The organism is Rhizobium anhuiense (assembly GCF_003985145.1).
GTDB lineage: Bacteria > Pseudomonadota > Alphaproteobacteria > Rhizobiales > Rhizobiaceae > Rhizobium > Rhizobium anhuiense.
Map to the genome: position 1 here is coordinate 255,996 of NZ_ML133522.1, position 19,506 is coordinate 275,501.

Below are 19,506 nucleotides of genomic sequence, written 5' to 3' on the forward strand. Positions count from 1 at the left end.
TGCTCTGTCACTGGGTTTTCCCCACGGCAAAACGGTCGTCGATCAGTTCGTTCGTGACTTTGGCAATGTCGACGTCGGCGGGCAGGACGCCGGCGCTTTGCAAGGCGATACCCGCTTTCGAGATCGTGTCGCGCTGCAGGTCGCCGATCGTCGGTTGCGAGAGGTCCGTCCGCTCCAGCTGCTTGGCGATGACATTGTCCGGCAGTTTTGCCGCCTCCACCAGCGCTGCCTTGAGCGCTGCAGGATCGGCCAGCGCCTCGGCCCGTGCCTGCTCATAGACGGCGACGACGCGCTTGATGATGTCGGGATGTTCGGCGGCAAATGTCTCGGTCGTATTGAGCACGCCCCAGCTGTTGTTTTCCGGCTTGCGATAGAAGAGCTTCGCCTTGTCGTCCACTTCGGCGGCCGCCATCAGCGGATCGAGGCCTGCCCATGCATCGACATCGCCACGCAGAAGCGCAAGCTTGCCGTCGGCATGCTGTAGCAGCACCAGCTTCACGTCCGATTGTTTCAGGCCGGCATCCGCCAAGGCACGGACGAGAAAGACATGCGGATCGGTGCCGCGCGTCACCGCGATCGTCTTGCCCTTCAGATCCTCGACGGTGGATATCGGACTATCGGCGCGGGTGACCAGAGCCGTCCATTCGGGGCGCGAATAAACATAAATGGATTTGATCGGATTGCCGTTGACCCGCGCGATCAGTGCTGCCGCACCCGCTGTCGAGCCGAAATCGATCGATCCGGCGTTCAGGAATTCCAGCGCCTTGTTCGAGCCGGCGGATTGTACCCAGCGAATGCTGATATTGTCCTTGGCGAATTCCTTTTCCAGCAGGCCTTCCTTCTTCAGAAGAACACTGACGGGATTATAGGTCGCCCAGTCGATCCTGATTTCTGAAAGATCGGCCGCGCCAGCCGATGACAGGCCCAGCCCCAAAGCAACCGCGACACCGATCATCGCCGAACGAAACACGCCCATAACTTATTCCTCTCCTTACCATTGCCATCGATAGGTCGAGATAGCCTACGAGCACTGGTGACGGGCGAGAAACCTATAGCTTCTATTTCTATGGAATTTGTAGAAATATTTTTCCCCGGCCACGTGGATATGGTGCGGGGTGGGCAATGTCGAGAAAGCGGACGCGGTAGAGGACCAGTTGAGGGATCGACAAAAAGAAAGCGCCGCTGAAGAGCGGCGCTTGGCATCAGGGATGATGGCGAAATCAGCCGGCAGTGCAGAAATGGCTGCGGCCGTCATTGCCGATATAGGTGCCGCTGCGCGGATCGAAAGAGCGGTAGCGGTAAGAGCAGTAACGCTCCCATTGCGGCGACCAGGGTTCCACCGCCGTGCGGACCGGCTCGTAATATTGCGGCTGCTCGGCATAGACTCGGCGCGGGGCGCGATAGACCGGAGCGGGCTCATAATAATCCGGCTCGTAGGCCGGGTCGATGTAGCGGCGCTCTTCGTAGACCGGGCCGTTATTGGCGTTGGCGATGGCCGAACCGACGATCAGGCCGGTTGCGAGGCCGACGGCACCGCCGACGAGCGCGTCGTTGCCGTCATGATGGCGCCAGTGGCGGTCGCGTGCCGATGCTTCGCCAATGGCGGAGAGAGTGAGCGCGGCAGCCGTTGCCGTCAGCAGAAGAGTCTTGGCGAGCCTGTTCATAAGCATAAATCCCAATCCAGGGAACCGAACGCCGGTTCCTTTCTCGATGGTGACAGTCCTATCGATTTGTAGCTGAACGAAGGCTGAACGACAAAACCCGGCATTGCTGCCGGGCTTCAACTCGAATTTGACAGCCGTTAAGGGTTCAGCCCGCAATCTGCAGATTGACGGCCTTCGGGCCCTTGCCGCGGCGATCCGGCTCCGTGTCGAAGCTTACCTTCTGGTTTTCCGTCAGACCGGCCAGCCCGGAGGCCTGAACGGCAGAAATGTGAACGAAGATATCGGCGCCGCCCCGGTCCGGCTTGATGAAGCCGAAGCCTTTGTCGGTATTGAAGAATTTTACAGTGCCAGTCTCTGCCATGCGTCAGGTCCTTTTCTCTCTGCCCGCCATCCACACGGGCAGCATCATAGCATTGCCTCCTTGCGGGAGGTGTTGGCAGGCAATTCTTGAAATGTGAGAAAAAGGTCCCCTCTACCTCGGCCTGTTCCAGGCAGGACTTTCGCCCGCCATTTTTGGAACCGGCTGACCGGAATATTAGCGTTCCCGGCGCGCAAATACTTAAGGACTTCCCATGCTCGCAAAATGCCCGAACGCGCTGAGAGTGCTGCGTTTAAAGGATTTTGGCAAGCAAAAGTTTTTTAGCGTGTCGTTCCTGGCACACCCCTGCCGATAAACAATTTGCGCAAAAACGCAAAATTTCCTTCGCCGATAGGGAATGATTAACGTTTTATATCGTCTGCAATATAAGTTCCGAGCAGATTTTCCCAAAAATGCAACGTGAACGCGTCTTTCCGCCCCCAGTAAATTTTTTTCCGCTGTGGGACTCACCCATATTTGGACGCGTGTTCACGTGGCTGGCAGCCGCCGTCGGGCGAATCCAGGGACGAGTTCGACTACAAGCATAGCGATCAACATGAGCGCGCAACCTGCATAACCTGTCGCCGGCATCGTTTCGCCGAGCAGCAGGGCTCCGAGCGATGCGCCGAAGATCGCTTCGGAAGAAAGGAAGATCGCGGCCTGCGAGGGCGTCGTATAGCGCTGGGCTATCACCTGCAGGACGAAAGCCAGGCCAGAGGAGAAAATTCCGACGTAAAGGATCTCCGGCGCCGCCGCCCAAATCGCCGCAAGGCTGACAGGTTCGACGGCTGCGGCAACGGCCAGCGCACAGGTCGCGGTTACGGCGAATTGCACGGCGGAGAGCGCGAGCGGCCTTCCGGTCGCCGAAACGGTCGTGCCGGCGAGGGTGATCTGGATCGCCCAGAAGACGGCGCAGACGACGGTCAGCAGATCGCCCGGCGTCAGCGCCGAAAGATGGCCACCGGACAGGAGGTAGATGCCGGTGATCGCCAGCAGCGCGCCGGGCCAGATGATCCAATGCGGGGCGCGGCGCAGGAAGAACACGGCAATCAGCGGCACAAAGACGACATAGAGGCCGGTGATGAAGCTGGAATTCGTCACCGTCGTCGTCTGCAGTCCGACCTGCTGCGTGGCTGCACCGCCGAAAAGGGCAAGGCCGGTCAGGATGTAGAGCTTCGCATGGCGCGCGCTGGTCTTCTCTTTGGCCTTGCGCGCCTCAAAAAGGACGAAAGGCAGCACCGCCAGCGTGGCGACGGCAAAACGCAGGCAGATGAACCAGAAGGGACCGATCGCCTTCATCGCCGTCGACTGCGCGACGAAGCCGCCGCCCCAGATGGCGGCTGCAAGCAACAGGAGGAGGTTCGCCTGAACGCGCGTCATGTCGTCCTCGATGGGGAAGGGAGGTGTGGTCAAGCGGTTAGCAGTTGCGTTTCCTTCCGGCAAGGGTGAAGACTTTGGGCGGTGTGAACGGAGGTGAAGGCATGCGACGTGAAGAACGGCCAGCCGGCGACACCGCAGCGGCTAAGACGGCAGGCTATTCCGGCACGCCGCTTGCCCGGAAGCTCGGCCTGGCTGATGGGCAGGCCGCGGCTCTTCTCGGTGTTCCCGAGACGATCGGCGAGATCCATGGTTTCGACGGTTTTGCTTCGGTCGTCCGCGCGCTTCCCGAGACGCCTCAGCGCGCCTTCGACTATGTGCATTTGTTTACAACAGAACGGGCGGCGCTGGAGGCTGTTGCGCCCACGCTTTTTTCTGTCCTGATGCCGAGCGGCATGGTCTGGATCTCCTGGCCGAAGAAGAGTTCACGCGTGCCGACCGACATCACCGAGGACGTGTTGCGGGAGGTTCTGCTCCCGACGGGCCTGGTCGACGTCAAGGTCTGCGCCGTCGACGAGATCTGGTCCGGGCTGAAATTCGTCATCCGCAAGGAACTGCGCGGCCCGTTGTGATCTCTCAGCCGTTGCGGGCTTGCGCCCTGGAGACCCTGAGCAGCGCGCCGTCGTCCTCGTCCGTCACCATCAGCAGCGCTCCGTCGGGTGCGACGACGACGTCGCGGATGCGGCCGTATTCGCCCTCGAACAGGCGCTCTTCGGCGACGAAGGCGCCGTTGTCGTCACGTTGCATGCGCGACAGCAACTGGAACTTCAGCGCTGCGACGATGAAATTGCCGTCCCATTCCGGAAACATGGCGCCGCGATAGACGACGAGCGCGCCGGGTGCGATCGAAGGATCCCAATAATGCAGCGGCTGTTCCAGCCCTTCCTTGGCTGTGCCTTCGCCGATCTCGGCGCCGGAATAGTCGCGTCCATAGGTGATGATCGGCCAGCCGTAATTCTTGCCGGCCTGGGGCTGGTTGATCTCGTCGCCGCCGCGGGCGCCGTGTTCGACGGTATAGAGCTTGCCATCCCTGGCGTCGAAGGTGATGCCCTGCGGGTTGCGGTGGCCTTTCGACCAGATTTCCGGCAGCGCCTTGCCGCCGTCCTTGAACGGATTGTCGGCGGGGATGCTGCCGTCGGCATTGATATGGATGATCGAGCCGGCATCGTCCTGCCAGTCCTGCGAGCGGTCGCGGTCGCCGCGGTCGCCGACGCTGATGAACAGCGAGCCGTCGCCGGATATCGCGATACGCGAGCCGTACTGGATATTGCCTGATGTGAAGCGCCGCATGGTGAAAACCGGCTTTACTGCGTCCAGGGTCTTTTCATCGGCCGAAAGTGTGGCGCTGAAGGCTTCGGTGCCGGAGCCCTGCCTGTTGGCGATGGCGGCGGTGAAATAGAGTTTTCGGCTCGTCGCAAAGTCCGGGGCGAGCGCCACGTCCATCAGGCCGCCCTGGCCACGGGCGCTGACTTTCGGCACGCCGCCGATCGGGTCGGAGACCTTGCCCTCTCGGATGATGCGCATGCGGCCCGGCCGCTCGGTGACGAGATAGGCGCCGTCGGGCAACACCTCGACCGCCCAGGGATGTTCGAGACCGTCGGCGAGCTTGTCGACTCGCACTGTAAGATCCTGCGCTTTGATGGTATCAGCCGCATCCGCGGATATAGCCCCGAACAGGACCAGCGCTGCGGCCAAATGGAGGGCGGATATTCTCTTCATCGTGTTTTCCCTGTCGTCTCTCCAGGCTGAACGTGGAGCGGACAGGAAACAGCTTCAACCCTCATTCGACCTGATATAACGGCTTTGTGTTTGGCGGTTGAACCGAGCCGGTCGCCTGAGGGTCGACCAGTTCCGCCTCGAGGATGTAGCGCAAGGGCCCGCGCTCCGTCGCGTCGAAGGGCCAGCAGGTGGTCAGCACGAGACGGCGGCCGTCGGAGGAGGGATCGATGCCGTTTGCATCCCACGGAGCGATGCGGCCTTCGCCCGCCTTGAAGGTCAATAGTTTGCCGTCGCGGCGCGTGACTTCGATCGTATCGCCGGGCTTTATATATTGCAGCCAGCGGAAGTGCGTGTCGCGATGGGCTGCGATCACGGAGGTGCCTTCCTCGCCCGGCTGTGGGGTGTTGACGAGCCAGGCCGGACCGAAGGCGAGAGCCTCGCCGGAGGCGCCGGAAAGCACGATCGCCTCCTTGCCGAGGCGCGGGGCGCGCACCTTGGCCTCGGTGGTGAAATCCGCCCAGGGCCAGGGCTTTGTCTCTTTCCCCTGCAGCTCCGCGGCGAAAGCGCGTTTCAGCAGGATCTGGGAGAGCTCCGCCTTCGCTTTCAGCAGGAAGCCGTCGCCGATCAGCGCCAGGCCATAGAGGGCAAGACCGGCAATGGCGAAGGCGATTGCCTTTTCGATCGAGGAAAGACGCCAGAGGAAAAAGCCCTTGCTCGGGCGCGCCTTCGGCCTGTCATAGGCCGTGGCGGCCGCCATGGCGAGTTCCAGATAGGTCGGAAGCGGCTCGAATTCGGCCGCTTCCTCGTTGTGGCTTGCGGAGAGCCTAGAGACCATAACGCTTGGCCCCGACCGCGATCACCCGTTTGATGCGCCGGCGCCAGATGGCCAGCCCGCTTGCCGCCGTCAGCGCCAGGAGCAGCATGGTAAGCCCGCGGATGATCTGCTCGTCGGCGCGCGTTGCCGTCTGCGGCAGGTTCACGGTCGAGCTCTTCTGCGCGATCATGGTGGCGGCCTTGGCGGTCGGGGCTGCTGCCATCATGTTTGCGATCCCGGGCGATGCGGCGAGATCCTGTGTTTCGGCTGCCGCCTGTTCCGGTCCGGCGTTTCCTGCCGGCGTCGCCGAGCCATGGCGTTCTCCGCCGGCAGGAGGGACAGGGTTTTCGCCGAAGACCTTATCGAAGTCCCAACCTTCAGGCAGATTGAGCGGCAGCTTGGTTGAGCCGAGCGGCTGGTCGGCCGGGCGTGACGGGGTAACGTCGACGGCAACGAGGCTGGTGAGGCGGGAGACGAGATGGTGGGCGAGAGCGACCGTCTCGATATCCTTGTCGAGCGCGGCCCGATCCTGACGTTCATAGGCACGGGCTTCGAAATCGTCGATCTTGCGGCGGGCCCAGAGCTTGGAAATGCCTTTGCCGTCGGCGGCATTGGCGATATCCATGTCGACGCGCCAGGGCTGCTCGCCTGTCTTGCCGAAGATCTGCAGCTTGCCGGCGGGTTTGTCCTCAGGCAGTTCGGCGGTCAGCACGACGGGTTCGCCACTGTAAAGGTCCGGCATCGGGTTCGGCGTGATATCCTCGGCTTTTATGCCTTCAAAGGTCGCGGCGATATCGGTCATGGCTGGGTTCTGCAGCTTGGCGAAAAGCTCGGCCATGCGGCTTGCCACCTGATCGGTCGAGCCGATCGCCGTGAAGGTGCCACGGCCGACTTCGGCGGCCTTGGTCATGAAATAGGTATTCGGCGCCGAGCCGATACCGACGGTGAAGACGCGGGCATCGCCGCGGTTTGCAGTGATTTCCTGGAAGAGCTGTTGCTCGTTGCCGATTGCGCCATCCGTCAGGAACACGACCTGGCGCAACGCTCCGCTTGCGACCGGTCCCTGGTTGCGCAATGCAGCCTCCAGGGCGGGCAGCATTTCCGTGCCGCCGTCGGCTGTCAGGCCCCTGACATAGGCAATGGCCTTTTCGCGATTGTCCGGGGTGGCAGCAACGAGACCCTTGAAGTAATCCGTCATCGTATCGTCGAAACGGATGACGTTGAAACGGTCGTCGGGGTTCAGCTTGGAAATGGCAAGCGCCAGGCTCTGCCTTGCCTGCTCGATCGACGGACCGGACATGGAGCCGGAATTGTCGATGACGAAGACTACCTCGCGTTTTGCCGGCGGCGCTGCCGCATCCGGAGCCGTGGGCGGGGTGACGAAGGCGAGCAGATAGGTCTTGCCGTTCATGACTTCCCGGAAGAGGCCGGCACTCGGCATCTTGCCGGGGGCGGCCTTCCAGGTGAGCTCGAAATCCTTGTCGGCGGGAACGGTGTCCGCCTTCAGGCCGATCGTCCTCGCCTGGTCGCCATCCTGCCTGATATCGACCGCGTGGAAGGACGATTTGACGTCGCCAAGCGGGAAGCCTGCCTTGAGGTCGACGGTCAGCGAAACCGGATTGATCCTGGCGTTCTCACGCGGATCAAGTACGGGGGCTTCGATCTTGTCGCGGTTTTCCACCGGGTCGCGTGGTGTGGCGAAACCGGCGCCGTTATTGAACTCGACGGTCTGGACGATCGGCGCCGGATTGTAGCGCGGGGCGACGACCATCGGAAAACGCAGCGAGAACTCGCCGCCCGACTGGTGGACCGTCTGCTGATATTCGATCTGGACGACGACGGTTTCGCCGGGACCGATATTGGCGACCTGGTTGGTGAAAATGTTCGGCCGCTGTTGTTCGAGCAGCGCCGTCTTCTTGCCCTCGGCCTTGGCCTGCTCGTAGATTTCACGGGCTTCCTGGCGAGGCTTGATCTGGCCTTCGATGAAGCGTTCGCCGATCTGCATTTTCAGGGCGTCAACGGCGGAATTGTCCGGCAGCGGGAAGACGTAGGTGCCTTCTACCCAACCCTGGCTTGGATTCTGAAAGCGCTGCGTCACCTTCACCCTGGCGATCGGGCCGGAGACGTCGATGGCGACATCGGTCTTCAGCCGCGGCGCTTCGACATAAAAGCCCGGCTCCTTCGACGGAAAGAGCAGCGAGCCGCTGTTGACGTCATTCGGCCGGACAAGCGCCGCCAGTTGGTTGGATGCCTGCGGCGCCTGCTCGGCGCGGACTGTGGAGGCAAACCCCAGCATCGCCGCTATGCAGGCGGCAAGAGCGGTGACGGCAACAAGGACTGAAACGGAAATTCGGCGGGCGCGAATGCGCCCTATGGCAAACTCATCTTCCAGAAACATTGGCATACCCTCAATAACCAATTTCGGATGCCGGATGATGCGGCTTCGATCTCGGCGCGCTCACGACCGAATTGCGGCGTGGCTCGGCATTTGTTGCGGCTTATTCGTGGCGATGGTCGAATCCGGCGATGCCACTGATTTCAGGGTATAAATCCGGATGACTTCAGAGTTTGATTCAAGATCCGCGCAGCACGATTCAACCTCGTGACGCCGGCCAGTCCGAAGGCGTGGACAGGCCGGGCGGGCGGCGCGGCGAAATGATCAATAAGAATCATGCCGCCATGACGCCTTTCCGCTTGAAATGCCGTCATACATTGGACATAGAGCTAACCGCAGAACTCCGGTCCCGGCTTTCTGCCCGTTTCAACCAATAGGACCGTTATCATGGCCTTCCTTGCCGATGCTCTTTCCCGTGTGAAGCCTTCAGCCACCATCGCCGTCTCCCAGAAAGCGCGCGAGCTGAAAGCAAAAGGACGTGACGTCATTGGCCTCGGTGCGGGTGAACCGGATTTCGATACGCCCGACAATATCAAGAAGGCCGCCATCGACGCGATCAACCGCGGCGAGACGAAGTACACGCCGGTTTCCGGCATTCCTGAGCTGCGCAAGGCAATTGCCGCCAAGTTCAAGCGCGAGAACGGCCTGGACTATACAGCGGAGCAGACGATCGTCGGCACCGGCGGCAAGCAGATCCTTTTCAACGCTTTCATGGCAACGATGAACCCCGGCGACGAAGTCGTCATCCCGGCGCCTTACTGGGTTTCCTATCCCGAGATGGTGGCGCTGTGCGGCGGCACGCCGGTTTTCGTTTCGGCCACCCAGGAGCATAATTTCAAGCTCCAGCCGGCCGATCTCGAAAAGGCGATCACCGAGAAGACAAAGTGGTTCATCTTCAACTCGCCGTCCAACCCGACGGGTGCGGCCTATACGCATGACGAGTTGAAGGCGTTGACGGATGTGCTGATGAAACATCCGCATGTCTGGGTGCTGACCGACGACATGTACGAGCACCTGACCTATGGCGACTTCAAGTTCGTCACGCCTGTCGAAGTCGAGCCGAAGCTCTACGACCGGACGCTGACGATGAACGGCGTCTCCAAGGCCTATGCAATGACCGGCTGGCGTATCGGCTACGCGGCAGGCCCGCTGCAGCTCATCAAGGCCATGGACATGATCCAGGGCCAGCAGACCTCGGGTGCGACATCGATCGCCCAGTGGGCTGCTGTCGAAGCGTTGAACGGCACGCAGGACTTCATCCCGGAGAACAAGAAGATCTTCGAAGGCCGTCGCGATCTCGTCGTTTCCATGCTGAACCAGGCCAAGGGCATTGTCTGCCCGGTGCCGGAAGGCGCCTTCTACGTCTATCCCTCCTGCAAGGGCCTGATCGGCAAGACGGCTCCGTCGGGCAAGGTCATCGAGACGGACGAGGATTTCGTTTCCGAATTGCTGGAATCGGAAGGCGTTGCCGTCGTTCACGGTTCGGCCTTCGGTCTCGGCCCGAACTTCCGCATCTCCTATGCAACTTCGGAAGCACAGCTCGAGGAAGCCTGCCGCCGTATCCAGCGCTTCTGCGGCGCCTGCAAGTAAGCCGATCGGCATAGCATCGATCAAAGGCCCGCCGGGACGGCGGGCCTTTTTCTTTGTGGCGAGGTTGGGCTGGCGCTGTGATTGTCGTTCACGTTCCGATTCAACATGCTGCAGAGTTGATTCAACTTTGCCTCGCAAGTCGTTGAATTCCGATTCAAAACGTGACGCAGGGTGACGGCTCGGCGGGTGATCGGCGGTTGCGGGTTGGCATCAAACCAACTAGATATCCGGCATCAAGTTTACGTTGCCGCTTCGGGAGGCCGGGATTTTGCAGCAGAGTGCGGTGATCGTCTGTTCGGATGTCAACATGCTGCCGGCCGCCTGCTGCACCCTGCTTTCCGTCAAGCGCAATCTCGGCGGTTCTGCCGTGGAGTTCCTGCTTCTCGGCATCGACCTTACGCCGAATGAAAGCGCCGAGGTCGGAAATTTCGCGCGGATGCACGGCATGGCGATCACTGTGCTGCCCTACAATACGCCGGATACGGCAAAGCAGGCGCGGGGCCGCTGGTCGGGTGCGACGCTGGCGCGGCTCTACATGGATCTCCACATACCCGCTCATATCGAGCGTCTGCTTTACCTCGACGCCGATGTGCTGGCAGTTGCGCCAGTTGACGAACTCTTCAGCAGGGATTTTCAAGGCAAGGCGCTTGCCGCCGTCGACGACTATGTCATGGCCTTTCCCGAGAAGGCCGGCGCACGGCAGCGGAAGATCGGCATGCACGAGGGTGGCCGCTATTTCAATGCCGGTGTGCTGCTGTTCGACTGGGTGGCCTGCCGGGAGAGGGAGCTTTTTGCCAGGACACGGGAGATCTTCGAGGAGCGGTCGCATCTTTTCGAGAATAACGATCAGGATGCGCTGAACGTCACCTTCGACGGCGACTGGCTGGTGCTCGATCCGCGCTGGAATACGCAGACCGGCCTTCTGCCCTTTGTCGGCCGGCCGGCGATCATTCATTTTACCGGCCGGAAAAAACCGTGGCAGGCCACCGTACCCTGGGTGCACCGCCGGATGGCCAAGCGTTATATCGAGGATCTCAGCAATACGCCGTGGGCCTCGTTCTGCAGGCAGCCGTCGATGATGGGCCGGGTCGCGGGTTTCATTTCGCATGTGGGAAAGCGTATCGGCGGGCTGACGCGGCTGGCACGGACGCGCGCCTATTTCAGCAACAGCTAGTAAGGCGGGCAGTGCGCATCGTCCTTGGAAAGTGCATGTGAGCCGATATGGAAGCAATCCCCAGTGACACGCAGAGGGCCGCCGCGGATGGCGGCTTCAACTTCCTGACGCCGGAGGCGTGGAAGGCACTGTTGTCACCTTATTCCCACGTCGTGCTGGTGGCAAACAGCGAAGCAGTCGATTTCGAGCGGTTGCGAAGCGAATTGCCGGAGACGACGCTCTACGTCTTCTTCAACAATGTCTATAAGGTGCTCGACGAAGCCTTCACCGGCCATGCGGTGCTGATTGCCCGCAGCGGCGTGATGGGCGCCAATATCGTCCACCGGCGCGAGGCGGCGGATGTTCTGCGTTTCTTTGCCGGCAACGATTTTTTGGGTGTCGTCAATATTCGCGCCTCCCCGGAGGAAAACTTCAGTGAGGAGAGCGGCTTCAAAGGCGCCAGAACCCGCCATCTCGATCTGACGCAAATGCTCGGCGATCTCTATCCGACAGGCAAGATCGCGACGAGCGGCTTTGCGATGGCGCTTTGGCTGGCCGACCTGCAACTGCCGGGCAAGATCCTGCTTGCCGGTTTTTCGGCAAAGAGAAGCGAGAAGTGGAAGGTCTTCGACGTGCACGACTGGACGTTCGAGCAGATCTTCCTGCGTCTCTTTGCCAGGATGGGCGCGATCTCGATGATGGGCGGCGTCGATGCCAGCCCCTATTCGGCGCTGGCCAAACGGTTTCCGCAGGTGCCGCCGATCGAGATTGCGATGACGGCGGCCGAAGTTCTGTCGGAACGGCTCCACAATGCGAACGGCCAGATCGACCGGCTGATGTCCGTCACCAAATCGATCCGCGCCATTGAGGGTTTCTTCCGGCGCTTCAAGCCGAAAACCCGCAAGCAGCGTTTCCTCGAAAAGTCGAAGGAATGACTGCCGCAGGGACCTGCCAACAAGGGTGAACTGCCAAGAAGGCGATGTCAGCCGCCACCGTCAAAGTCCCAGCGCCGTCAGCATGATGAAGGTGGCAAAGAGGATGAAATGCGTCATGCCCTCGATGGCGTTGGTCTCGCCGTCGTTGAGGTTGATCGCCGCGGCAATCAGCGTGATCGTCACCATTACCGTCTGCACCGGGGTCATGGCCATGATGAAGGGCTGGCCGGTGTAGAGCGCGATCGCCTCCATGACGGGTACCGTCAGGATCACCGTCGACAGTGAAGCGCCCATGGCGATGTTGACCGTCGCCTGCATGCGGTTCCTGAGGGCTGCCCTCAATGCCGTCAGGATCTCGGGGGCGGCCGAAATCGCCGCGACGACGACGGCGGTCACCGCGATCGGCGCGCCGCTGTCGCGCAGCCCCTCGGCCATGAAGGCCGACATGAACTCCGCCAGCAGGCCGATGATGACCACGCCGACGAGAAGGGTGGCGATCGAGATCGCGGCCGACTCGTCGGGGGCGTGCTCGTCCGGACTTTCTTTCTTCCGCTCGGAGCGCGGATAGCTATAGCTGAAGAAATAGCTGTGCTGGCCGACCTGCATGCGCAGGAAGAGGCCGTAGAGCGCGATCATCGCGACGATGGTGAAGGCCGAATAATAGTGCCATTTGTCGCGGGGCACGAATTCCGGCACGATCATCGAGATGCCCATGGCGGTGAGGATCATCACGCCGTAGGTCTTGCCGGAGTTATCGTTATAGGGCTGTTCGCCGTGCTTGAGGCCGCCGAGCAGCGCGGCGAGGCCAAGAATGCCGTTGATATCGAGCATTAGGGCGGAATAGATCGTGTCGCGCACCAGCGTCGGCGAACTCTCGCCACTCATCATGATGGCGAGGATGATGACTTCGACGGCGACGGCCGAAAGGGTCAGGATCATCGTGCCGTAGGGATCGCCGACTTTGACGGCGAGCAGTTCGGCATGATGGGCGACGCGGATAGAGGCGAGCACAATGGTGCCGACCAGGGCGACGGCTGCGATCAGCGCGACGCCGCGCCCCATCTCGATCACCGCGTGTTCCATGAGATAGGCGATCACTGCAACGACAAGTGCGACGACCAGAAACTTTTCTTCTTTAAAGCGTGACGCGATCCCCAAGCCTGAGCTCCTGTCCCGATTCATGCGTTTTATCTAAGTCACTGATTTCGCCTATCAAGCAGGCCCGGGGCCAGTCCCGTTTGCAGTCTTCGGCGTTTAATGGAATACTGAACGTCATCGGGGCCGGAAAGCAGATCGCGGCGTCCTCGAATTCTCGTCAAGCGGCCGCGATGATCCGGATCCTGTCCGGAAGCGTGCGAATGCGCAACAAGAAGATGAGGAGACGGATGCATGATCAAGGTGGTCTACGAAGTCGTGCCGCATGACGGCGGCTGGGCCTACAGGCTGGGAGGTGTCTATTCCGAGGCATTTCCGACCCATGCCGAGGCACTCGAAGCTGCGCGCATCGTCGCGGCCGAACAGCAGGTCGGCGGCGATTCCGCCGAGATCAGCTGGCAGGACGAGAACGGCAAGTGGCATGAGGAATATGCCGAAGGCGGCGACCGGCCGGAAACCGAGGTGGTGGATGGTCTCTGGAAAGGTCACGCGGCCGGGGCCTCGCCAGGCATTTGAAGTTACCGATTGCCCGTCAATGCCCGCGCGACGATCGCGTCGACGAATTCACGCTTATGCGCGGTATAGCGATCGCCGTCCATCCTGAATTCGGCTGCCAGCCTGCGTTTGAGCGCGGCATACTCCGCCGCCGCTTGCGGATGCGCGATGAGATAATCCCGGAAAGCCAGCCTGTTTCGATGGGTGCTGTTGCCGGGCGGGCAAAGATAGACGCGCTCCGCCGGCACTGAACCTCTCGACAAAAACGCCCAGACATCGTCGTCATAGCGGTTGCCGCGCGGCTCGTAGCCTTCTGCCAGAAGCACGCGGGTGGCGCCTTCGATATGCCCGAGGCCGGGAAGGATGATGTCGATATCGATAAGCGGCTTGGCGGTCATGCCGGGTATGGACGTGCTGCCGATGTGATCGATGGAGAGCGCCTGCGGCAGCAAGCCCAGCAACCTGTCGCGGATGCGCCGGAAGGCTTGGGGCCATTGCGGATCGTGGGGCACGAGTTCAACCGGGTTGTGCGTCGTCATTTTCCCTTCCCGCCGGAGCGCCCGTCCGACAGGACGTGCCAAGGAGCCTATTGCTTTGAAATTTGCGCATGATTCTTTCCGAAAATCGATTCCGATTTTCGCACTTATGCGCTGGTCGAATATCGGTAATAGTCCTGCAGACCGTTGACCAGGGCGTCGAACGTGGCGCGGCAGCGCGGCGAGGTCTTCAGGCTCGCATGCATCGCCACCCACGTACCGAGCGGGATTTTGAAGGCATCGGGCAGGATGTGCACCAGGTCAGGATTTTCCCGCGCAAGCCCGGTCTGGCAGATGCCAATGCCGACGCCGGCGCGGATTGCGGAAAGCTGGGCAAGGTTGCTGTCGGTCCTGTAGGAGAATTCGATGCCGGGCACCGCATAGCGTTTCATCACCATGCGTACATAGGCCGTCTGCCGGTCGAAGCCGATCAGCCGGTGGTTTGCGAGGTCAGCCAAGGTTTGCGGAATGCCGTATCGGCTGAGATAGCGGCGATGGGCGTGAAAGCCGAGCGGGATATCGCCGATGCGGCGCACGAGGAGCGCATCCTGCTGCGGCTCGGCCATGCGCACGGCGATGTCGGCCTCGCGGTTCACCAGGTCCTCGATGATATCGGAAGCCGAGAGCTCGATCTGGAGGTCGGGATAGGTCTCCTGCAGCGGTCCGAGAATCCCAGGCAGCACCTCGACCGCGATGACTTCGCTGGCGCTGACCCTGACCGTTCCAGCCACGCGTTCGCGCTCACCGGATGCGGTGCGCAACAGGGCGGCAGCGGTTGCCGCCAGTGTTTCGGCATAGGGCTTGAGCGCCAGTGCGGCGTCGGTCGGCAGCAATCCATTCGGCGAGCGGGTGAAGAGTTCGGCGCCGATCGCCAGTTCCAGTGCATCGACATGGCGGCCTATGGTCGGCTGGGTCAGCCCCAGTTCTCGGGCGGCGGCTGAAAGCGATCCCTGCTGGAGCACGGTCAGGAAACTGCGGTAGAAATCCCAGCTTGGTTCAACGCTCATATATTTTTGTATAGCAGATGCACTATTTCGTCAATTTTGTTTATGTCTTGCTGATGGCATGATCCTCTCATCCAACCGAAGGAGATGAGTGTCATGAACAGCGAAATGCAGATGACGGCCCTCGTCCTCGGCGCGACCGGCGGTATCGGCGGCGCGGTTGCCCGCAAGCTGCTTGGGCGCGGCTGGCGCATCCGGGCGCTCAACCGTGATGCAGCCAAGGCGTCGAGGCGCGAGCCGGCTTTCGAATGGCTGCAGGGCGATGCGATGAATGCCGGTGACGTGCTGAGGGCGGCTGAAGGCGTCGGCCTGATCGTCCACGCCGTCAATCCGCCCGGCTACCGCGACTGGGAAAAGCTGGTGCTGCCGATGCTCGACAATACAATCGCCGCCGCCCGCGCCGTCGGCGCGCGCATTGTGCTGCCGGGCAACGTCTATAATTTCGGCCCCGATGCCTTGCCGGCGCCGACGGAGGAAAGCCCGCAGCATCCGGTGACGAAGAAAGGGGCGATCCGCGTCGACATGGAGAAGCGGCTGAAGGCCGCCTCGCAGTCCGGTGCCGGCGTCATCATCGTCAGGGCGGGGGATTTCTTCGGTCCGGGCACGACTGGTAACAGCTGGTTTTCGTCTGGCCTCGTAACCCCCGGTAAGCCGGTCGGCACGATCAGGAATCCCGCACGGCGCGGCATCGGCCATCAATGGGCCTATCTGCCCGACATGGCGGAAACCATCGCCCAGCTCGTCGAGCGGGCCGATCGGCTGCCGCCTTTCGCCGTCTATCATATGGAGGGCTTCTGGGATGCGGACGGCATGCAGATGGCCGAAGCGATCAAGCGCGTCGCCGGCGGCAAGGCGAAGATCGCCGGCTTTCCCTGGTGGATCGTGCCGCTGGCAGCACCCTTCGTTCCTGTGATGCGGGAGATCAAGGAGATGCGTTATCTCTGGAAGGTGCCGGCGCGGATGCGGAACACCAGGCTCACGGCCGAGCTCGGAAGGGAGCCGCAGACGCCGATCGACGAGGCCGTCAGGGCTTCGCTCGCGGCGCTTGGCTGCCTGCCTGAACCGCATCGCGACATGACGACCGCCTTTATCGGGCATTCGCCTGAAAAGATGCGTTAGGTCCGAAGTTCGGCCAGCGCAATCCGGGCGACCGTCAGGGCTTTTTCTGCCTGCTCGATGTTCGGATCGCCGAGGAACCAGGCGGCGGAAAGGCCGGAATAGGCAGATATCCATTGCAGCAGCCGTTTCGGCTCGAGCCCAGCCGCTGCTGAGACGACTGCGAGCTGGCGGCGGAAGCGAGCCGGATCGGTGATCGTTGGCAATTCCTCATTGGCGAAGATGTTGGCGAAATCGAAGCCGCGTTCGCCGTGGAGCCGCTTCGGATCGATCGCCAGCCAGCCGCGCGACTCGAAATCGAGGATATTGCCGTGGTGGATGTCGCCGTGAAGGATGGCGACGTCACGCGGATCGGCAAGGAGGGCGTTGGCGATCGCCGAACAATCGGCAAGCGTGCCGCCATGCTTGGCTGCTGCCGGCTCCAGATCGCGGAACCAGCGGGTGAGGGGCACGGGATCGGGAAGCGGTTTTTCGCGCGGCGCATGCAGCCGTGCCGCTGTCTGACAGAGAATGCGGCTTGCCTCGTCGTCCTCACCATTCATCGCCATGGCAAGCAGCGAGCGTTTCCCCATCGCCCTTTCCAGCAGCACGGCGTCGTCCTCACGGGCGAAGACATAGGCTGCGCCGTCACCATCCCACCATTGCATCAGCAGTGCGCCATATCGCTCGTCGATATCGGCAGCCACTTTCAACATGGCGGGCCCATCCTGCCAGAGGACCGGCAGCAACAGGCTCGAATGGGTGATGATCGGCTCGCCGTCTTGTATGAGCGACCAGCGATGGAGATAAGAATCGAACATGGCGACACGCTACAAAGATGCATCGAAAATGGAAATCCCGCCTTTCGGCGGGATTTCGCGGTTCGCATTGCAAAGGCTCAGGCGACCTTTTCGAGGATAGGATAGTCGATATAGCCCTTGCCGGTGCCGCCGTAGAACGTCGCTTGATCGGGCGTATTGAGCGGCAGGTTCTTTGCCAGCCGTTCGACGAGATCGGGATTGGCGATGAAGGGCTTGCCGAAGGCGACGAGATCGGCGCGGCCGCTTTCGGCGGCGTCGATCGCCAGATCGCGGTCATAGCCGTTATTGACCATCCAATTGGCCTTGCCGCCGACCTTTTCATAGGCCTGGCGCAGCGCCTTATAGTCGAAGGAGGGATTATCGCCCTGCTTGTAGTCACGGTCGCCGCCGGTCTGGCCTTCGATGACATGGAGATAGGCGAGGTCGTATTTGGCCAGGCCTTCGACGATGTGTGTAAAGGTCGCCTGCGGATTGGAATCGTAGCTTTCGCCGGACGGCGTCACCGGCGAGATACGGATCGCGGTGCGGCCGGCGCCGATTTCCTTGACCACGGCATCGACGACTTCGAAGGTCAGGCGGGCACGGTTTTCGATCGAGCCGCCATATGCATCGCTACGGTCGTTGACGCCGTCGCGGATGAACTGGTCGAGCAGGTAGCCGTTGGCGCCGTGGATCTCGACACCATCGAAGCCGGCATCGATCGCGGCCCGGGCGGCCTTGCGGTAATCCTCGATAATGCCGGGAATTTCGGCGGTTTCAAGCGCGCGCGGCTCGGAGGTGTCGGCGAAGCTGCCGGTGCCGTCGGCATTGACCAGATAGGTCTTGGCCTTGGCGACGCGGTTGGTCGAGGAAACCGGCTTGCCGTCGTTCGGCTGCAGCGTCGTGTGCGAGATGCGTCCGACATGCCACATCTGCACGACGATCTTGCCGCCAGCAGCATGGACCGCGTCGGTGACGCGCTTCCAGCCGTCGAGAGCCTCCTTGGTATAGAGACCCGGCACATTGGCATAACCCTGGCCTTGATGTGTGATGGCTGTCGCTTCGGTGATGATCAGGCCGGCGCTGGCGCGCTGGCGGTAATATTCGACGTTGAGGTCGTTGGGGATTGCGCCCGGCGAGCGGTTGCGGGTCAGCGGCGCCATGACGATGCGGTTCTTGACGGGGATGTCGCCGACTTTCGTGGGTTCGAAAAGCTTGGCCATGATGGTCCTTTCTTTTGCGGGAGGATCACTCGGCAGGAGCGAGGGCGGCTCGGCCCCTGGCGGAGAGATAGGTGAGCACCGTCGCGCCGAGGCCGATTAGGGCCATCAAGGCTGCGGCGAGTGGAACGCGGGTGAGATCGAAGCCCGCGTCGATGACCAGGCCGCCGACCCAGGCGCCGAGCGCATTGCCGGTGTTGAAGGCGCCGATGTTGATCGTCGAAACAAGATTCGGGGCGTCCTTGCCGAAGCCGACGACGCCGACCTGAAGCGCCGGCACGGCGGCAAAGCTTGCCAGTGCCCAAAGGAAGAGGGTGATTTCGGCCGGGATGAAGAAGCGGCTCGTATAGCTGAAGGCGATCGAGGTGATGGCGATCGCGGCAAAGACGCCGGCAAGCGTCGCGCCGAGCCGCCAGTCGGCAAGCTTGCCGCCGACGAGGTTGCCGACGGTCAGCCCGAGGCCGATCAGGAACAGCGTCCAGGTGACGCCTTCGGGCGACACGCCGGTGACGTCGCGCAGCAGCGGCGCGATATAGGTGAAGAGGGCGAACATCGAGGCGGCGAAGAAGACGGTGGTGGAGAGCGCCAGCCACAGGCCGCCATTCCGGAGTGCCGCGATCTCGCGCAGGATGCTGCTGTTTTCCTGCTGCTTGTCCCTCGGCAAAATGGCGATCAGGCCTGATATAGTGACGATGCCGATGACGGTGACGACACCGAAGGTGGCGCGCCAGCCATAGGCCTGGCCGATCGCGGTGCCGAGCGGCACGCCGAGAACATTGGCAAGCGTCAGGCCGGTGAACATCAGCGCGACGGCGCGAGCCTTGCGGTCTTCGGCGACCAGTCCGGCGGCGACGACCGAGCCGATGCCGAAGAAGGCGCCGTGGCAAAGCGCGGTCACGATGCGGGCGATCATCAGCACCCAGTAGCCGCTCGCCAGAGCGCACAGCAGGTTGCCGGCGATGAAGAAGGCCATCAGCGCAATCAGGGCGGTGCGGCGCTTCAGCTTCGCAGTCGAAACGGCCATCACGGGTGCGCCGATCGCGACCGCCAGCGCATAACCGGTTACCAGCCATCCGGCCTGCGGGATCGTCACCGACAGATCGGCGGCGACCTCAGGCAGCAAACCCATGATGACGAATTCGGTGGTGCCTATCGCAAACGAGCTCAAGGCGAGAACGAGGAGGGCGAGGGGCATT

General features: G+C 61.8%; 19 protein-coding genes. 6 read left to right on the forward strand and 13 right to left on the reverse strand.

Annotation, left to right across the window (positions count from 1 at the left end; all coding sequences use genetic code 11):
- Positions 1 to 7: 7 nt before the first annotated feature.
- From EEQ99_RS07315 to EEQ99_RS07330, 4 genes are all read right to left on the reverse strand, one after another.
- Positions 8 to 976 (reverse strand): aliphatic sulfonate ABC transporter substrate-binding protein, encoded by a 969-nt coding sequence (locus tag EEQ99_RS07315; protein WP_047611186.1) that lies wholly within the window; start codon positions 974 to 976, stop codon positions 8 to 10.
- A 244-nt stretch (positions 977 to 1,220) separates the two neighbouring features.
- Positions 1,221 to 1,670, reverse strand: a complete 450-nt coding sequence (locus EEQ99_RS07320) for a BA14K family protein (RefSeq protein WP_174824439.1) — start codon at positions 1,668 to 1,670, stop codon at positions 1,221 to 1,223.
- Between the two features lie 139 nt (positions 1,671 to 1,809).
- Positions 1,810 to 2,025 (reverse strand): cold-shock protein, encoded by a 216-nt coding sequence (locus EEQ99_RS07325; RefSeq protein ID WP_003561293.1) that lies wholly within the window; start codon positions 2,023 to 2,025, stop codon positions 1,810 to 1,812.
- Between the two features lie 486 nt (positions 2,026 to 2,511).
- Positions 2,512 to 3,402: a DMT family transporter gene (locus EEQ99_RS07330; protein WP_063474695.1), complete on the reverse strand. Its 891-nt coding sequence runs from the start codon at positions 3,400 to 3,402 to the stop codon at positions 2,512 to 2,514.
- 101 nt (positions 3,403 to 3,503) lie between these two features.
- On the opposite strand from EEQ99_RS07330, the gene EEQ99_RS07335 reads away from it, so the two are divergent.
- Complete coding sequence (locus tag EEQ99_RS07335; protein ID WP_063474542.1) at positions 3,504 to 3,971, forward strand: hypothetical protein; 468 nt, start codon at positions 3,504 to 3,506, stop codon at positions 3,969 to 3,971.
- 4 nt (positions 3,972 to 3,975) lie between these two features.
- Here the strand turns inward: EEQ99_RS07335 and EEQ99_RS07340 are convergent, their stop codons facing one another.
- The 3 genes from EEQ99_RS07340 to EEQ99_RS07350 form a co-directional block, all read right to left on the reverse strand.
- Entirely contained in the window at positions 3,976 to 5,118 is a 1,143-nt protein-coding gene (locus EEQ99_RS07340) for a PQQ-dependent sugar dehydrogenase (RefSeq protein WP_063474543.1), read from the reverse strand.
- Between the two features lie 61 nt (positions 5,119 to 5,179).
- Positions 5,180 to 5,953, reverse strand: a complete 774-nt coding sequence (locus EEQ99_RS07345) for a class GN sortase (RefSeq protein WP_063474544.1) — start codon at positions 5,951 to 5,953, stop codon at positions 5,180 to 5,182.
- Positions 5,943 to 8,330, reverse strand: a complete 2,388-nt coding sequence (locus tag EEQ99_RS07350; RefSeq protein WP_047611151.1) for a marine proteobacterial sortase target protein — start codon at positions 8,328 to 8,330, stop codon at positions 5,943 to 5,945. Before EEQ99_RS07350 ends, EEQ99_RS07345 begins: the two co-directional genes overlap by 11 nt.
- Positions 8,331 to 8,714: 384 nt before the next feature.
- On the opposite strand from EEQ99_RS07350, the gene EEQ99_RS07355 reads away from it, so the two are divergent.
- The 3 genes from EEQ99_RS07355 to EEQ99_RS07365 all read left to right on the forward strand — a co-directional run bounded on the left by EEQ99_RS07355 (position 8,715) and on the right by EEQ99_RS07365 (position 12,005).
- A complete protein-coding gene (locus EEQ99_RS07355) occupies positions 8,715 to 9,917 on the forward strand; it encodes a pyridoxal phosphate-dependent aminotransferase (RefSeq protein WP_028758400.1) in 1,203 nt (400 codons plus the stop codon).
- A 268-nt stretch (positions 9,918 to 10,185) separates the two neighbouring features.
- Positions 10,186 to 11,091, forward strand: coding sequence for a glycosyltransferase family 8 protein (locus EEQ99_RS07360; protein ID WP_127430184.1), 906 nt, complete (start codon positions 10,186 to 10,188; stop codon positions 11,089 to 11,091).
- A gap of 47 nt (positions 11,092 to 11,138) precedes the next feature.
- Complete coding sequence (locus EEQ99_RS07365; protein ID WP_127430185.1) at positions 11,139 to 12,005, forward strand: 3-deoxy-manno-octulosonate cytidylyltransferase; 867 nt, start codon at positions 11,139 to 11,141, stop codon at positions 12,003 to 12,005.
- 60 nt (positions 12,006 to 12,065) lie between these two features.
- Here EEQ99_RS07365 and EEQ99_RS07370 read toward each other — a convergent pair whose 3' ends face one another.
- The gene (locus tag EEQ99_RS07370) at positions 12,066 to 13,163 is read right to left on the reverse strand and encodes a calcium:cation antiporter (protein ID WP_127430186.1); all 1,098 of its coding nucleotides are present in this window, start codon (positions 13,161 to 13,163) and stop codon (positions 12,066 to 12,068) included.
- 231 nt (positions 13,164 to 13,394) lie between these two features.
- On the opposite strand from EEQ99_RS07370, the gene EEQ99_RS07375 reads away from it, so the two are divergent.
- A complete protein-coding gene (locus EEQ99_RS07375) occupies positions 13,395 to 13,676 on the forward strand; it encodes a DUF2188 domain-containing protein (RefSeq protein WP_028758403.1) in 282 nt (93 codons plus the stop codon).
- Positions 13,677 to 13,678: 2 nt separating this feature from the next.
- On the opposite strand, the gene EEQ99_RS07380 is transcribed toward EEQ99_RS07375, so the two are convergent.
- Both EEQ99_RS07380 and EEQ99_RS07385 read right to left on the reverse strand, forming a co-directional pair.
- Positions 13,679 to 14,194 carry a GrpB family protein gene (locus EEQ99_RS07380; protein WP_028758404.1) on the reverse strand — a complete coding sequence of 172 codons (516 nt, stop codon included), beginning with the start codon at positions 14,192 to 14,194 and terminating at the stop codon, positions 13,679 to 13,681.
- A 104-nt stretch (positions 14,195 to 14,298) separates the two neighbouring features.
- Entirely contained in the window at positions 14,299 to 15,198 is a 900-nt protein-coding gene (locus EEQ99_RS07385) for a LysR family transcriptional regulator (protein ID WP_063474547.1), read from the reverse strand.
- Positions 15,199 to 15,291: 93 nt separating this feature from the next.
- Between EEQ99_RS07385 and EEQ99_RS07390 the strand changes: the two genes are divergently transcribed.
- On the forward strand, positions 15,292 to 16,314 hold the full coding sequence (locus tag EEQ99_RS07390) for an NAD(P)H-binding protein (RefSeq protein ID WP_127430187.1): 1,023 nt from the start codon (positions 15,292 to 15,294) through the stop codon (positions 16,312 to 16,314).
- On the opposite strand, the gene EEQ99_RS07395 is transcribed toward EEQ99_RS07390, so the two are convergent.
- The 3 genes from EEQ99_RS07395 to EEQ99_RS07405 all read right to left on the reverse strand — a co-directional run bounded on the left by EEQ99_RS07395 (position 16,311) and on the right by EEQ99_RS07405 (position 19,505).
- The gene (locus EEQ99_RS07395; RefSeq protein ID WP_127430188.1) at positions 16,311 to 17,111 is read right to left on the reverse strand and encodes an aminoglycoside phosphotransferase family protein; all 801 of its coding nucleotides are present in this window, start codon (positions 17,109 to 17,111) and stop codon (positions 16,311 to 16,313) included. The genes EEQ99_RS07390 and EEQ99_RS07395 overlap by 4 nt on opposite strands.
- A 77-nt stretch (positions 17,112 to 17,188) precedes the next feature.
- On the reverse strand, positions 17,189 to 18,313 hold the full coding sequence (locus EEQ99_RS07400) for an alkene reductase (protein WP_127430189.1): 1,125 nt from the start codon (positions 18,311 to 18,313) through the stop codon (positions 17,189 to 17,191).
- A 25-nt stretch (positions 18,314 to 18,338) separates the two neighbouring features.
- Positions 18,339 to 19,505 carry an MFS transporter gene (locus tag EEQ99_RS07405; RefSeq protein ID WP_127430190.1) on the reverse strand — a complete coding sequence of 389 codons (1,167 nt, stop codon included), beginning with the start codon at positions 19,503 to 19,505 and terminating at the stop codon, positions 18,339 to 18,341.
- Position 19,506 lies beyond the last annotated feature (1 nt).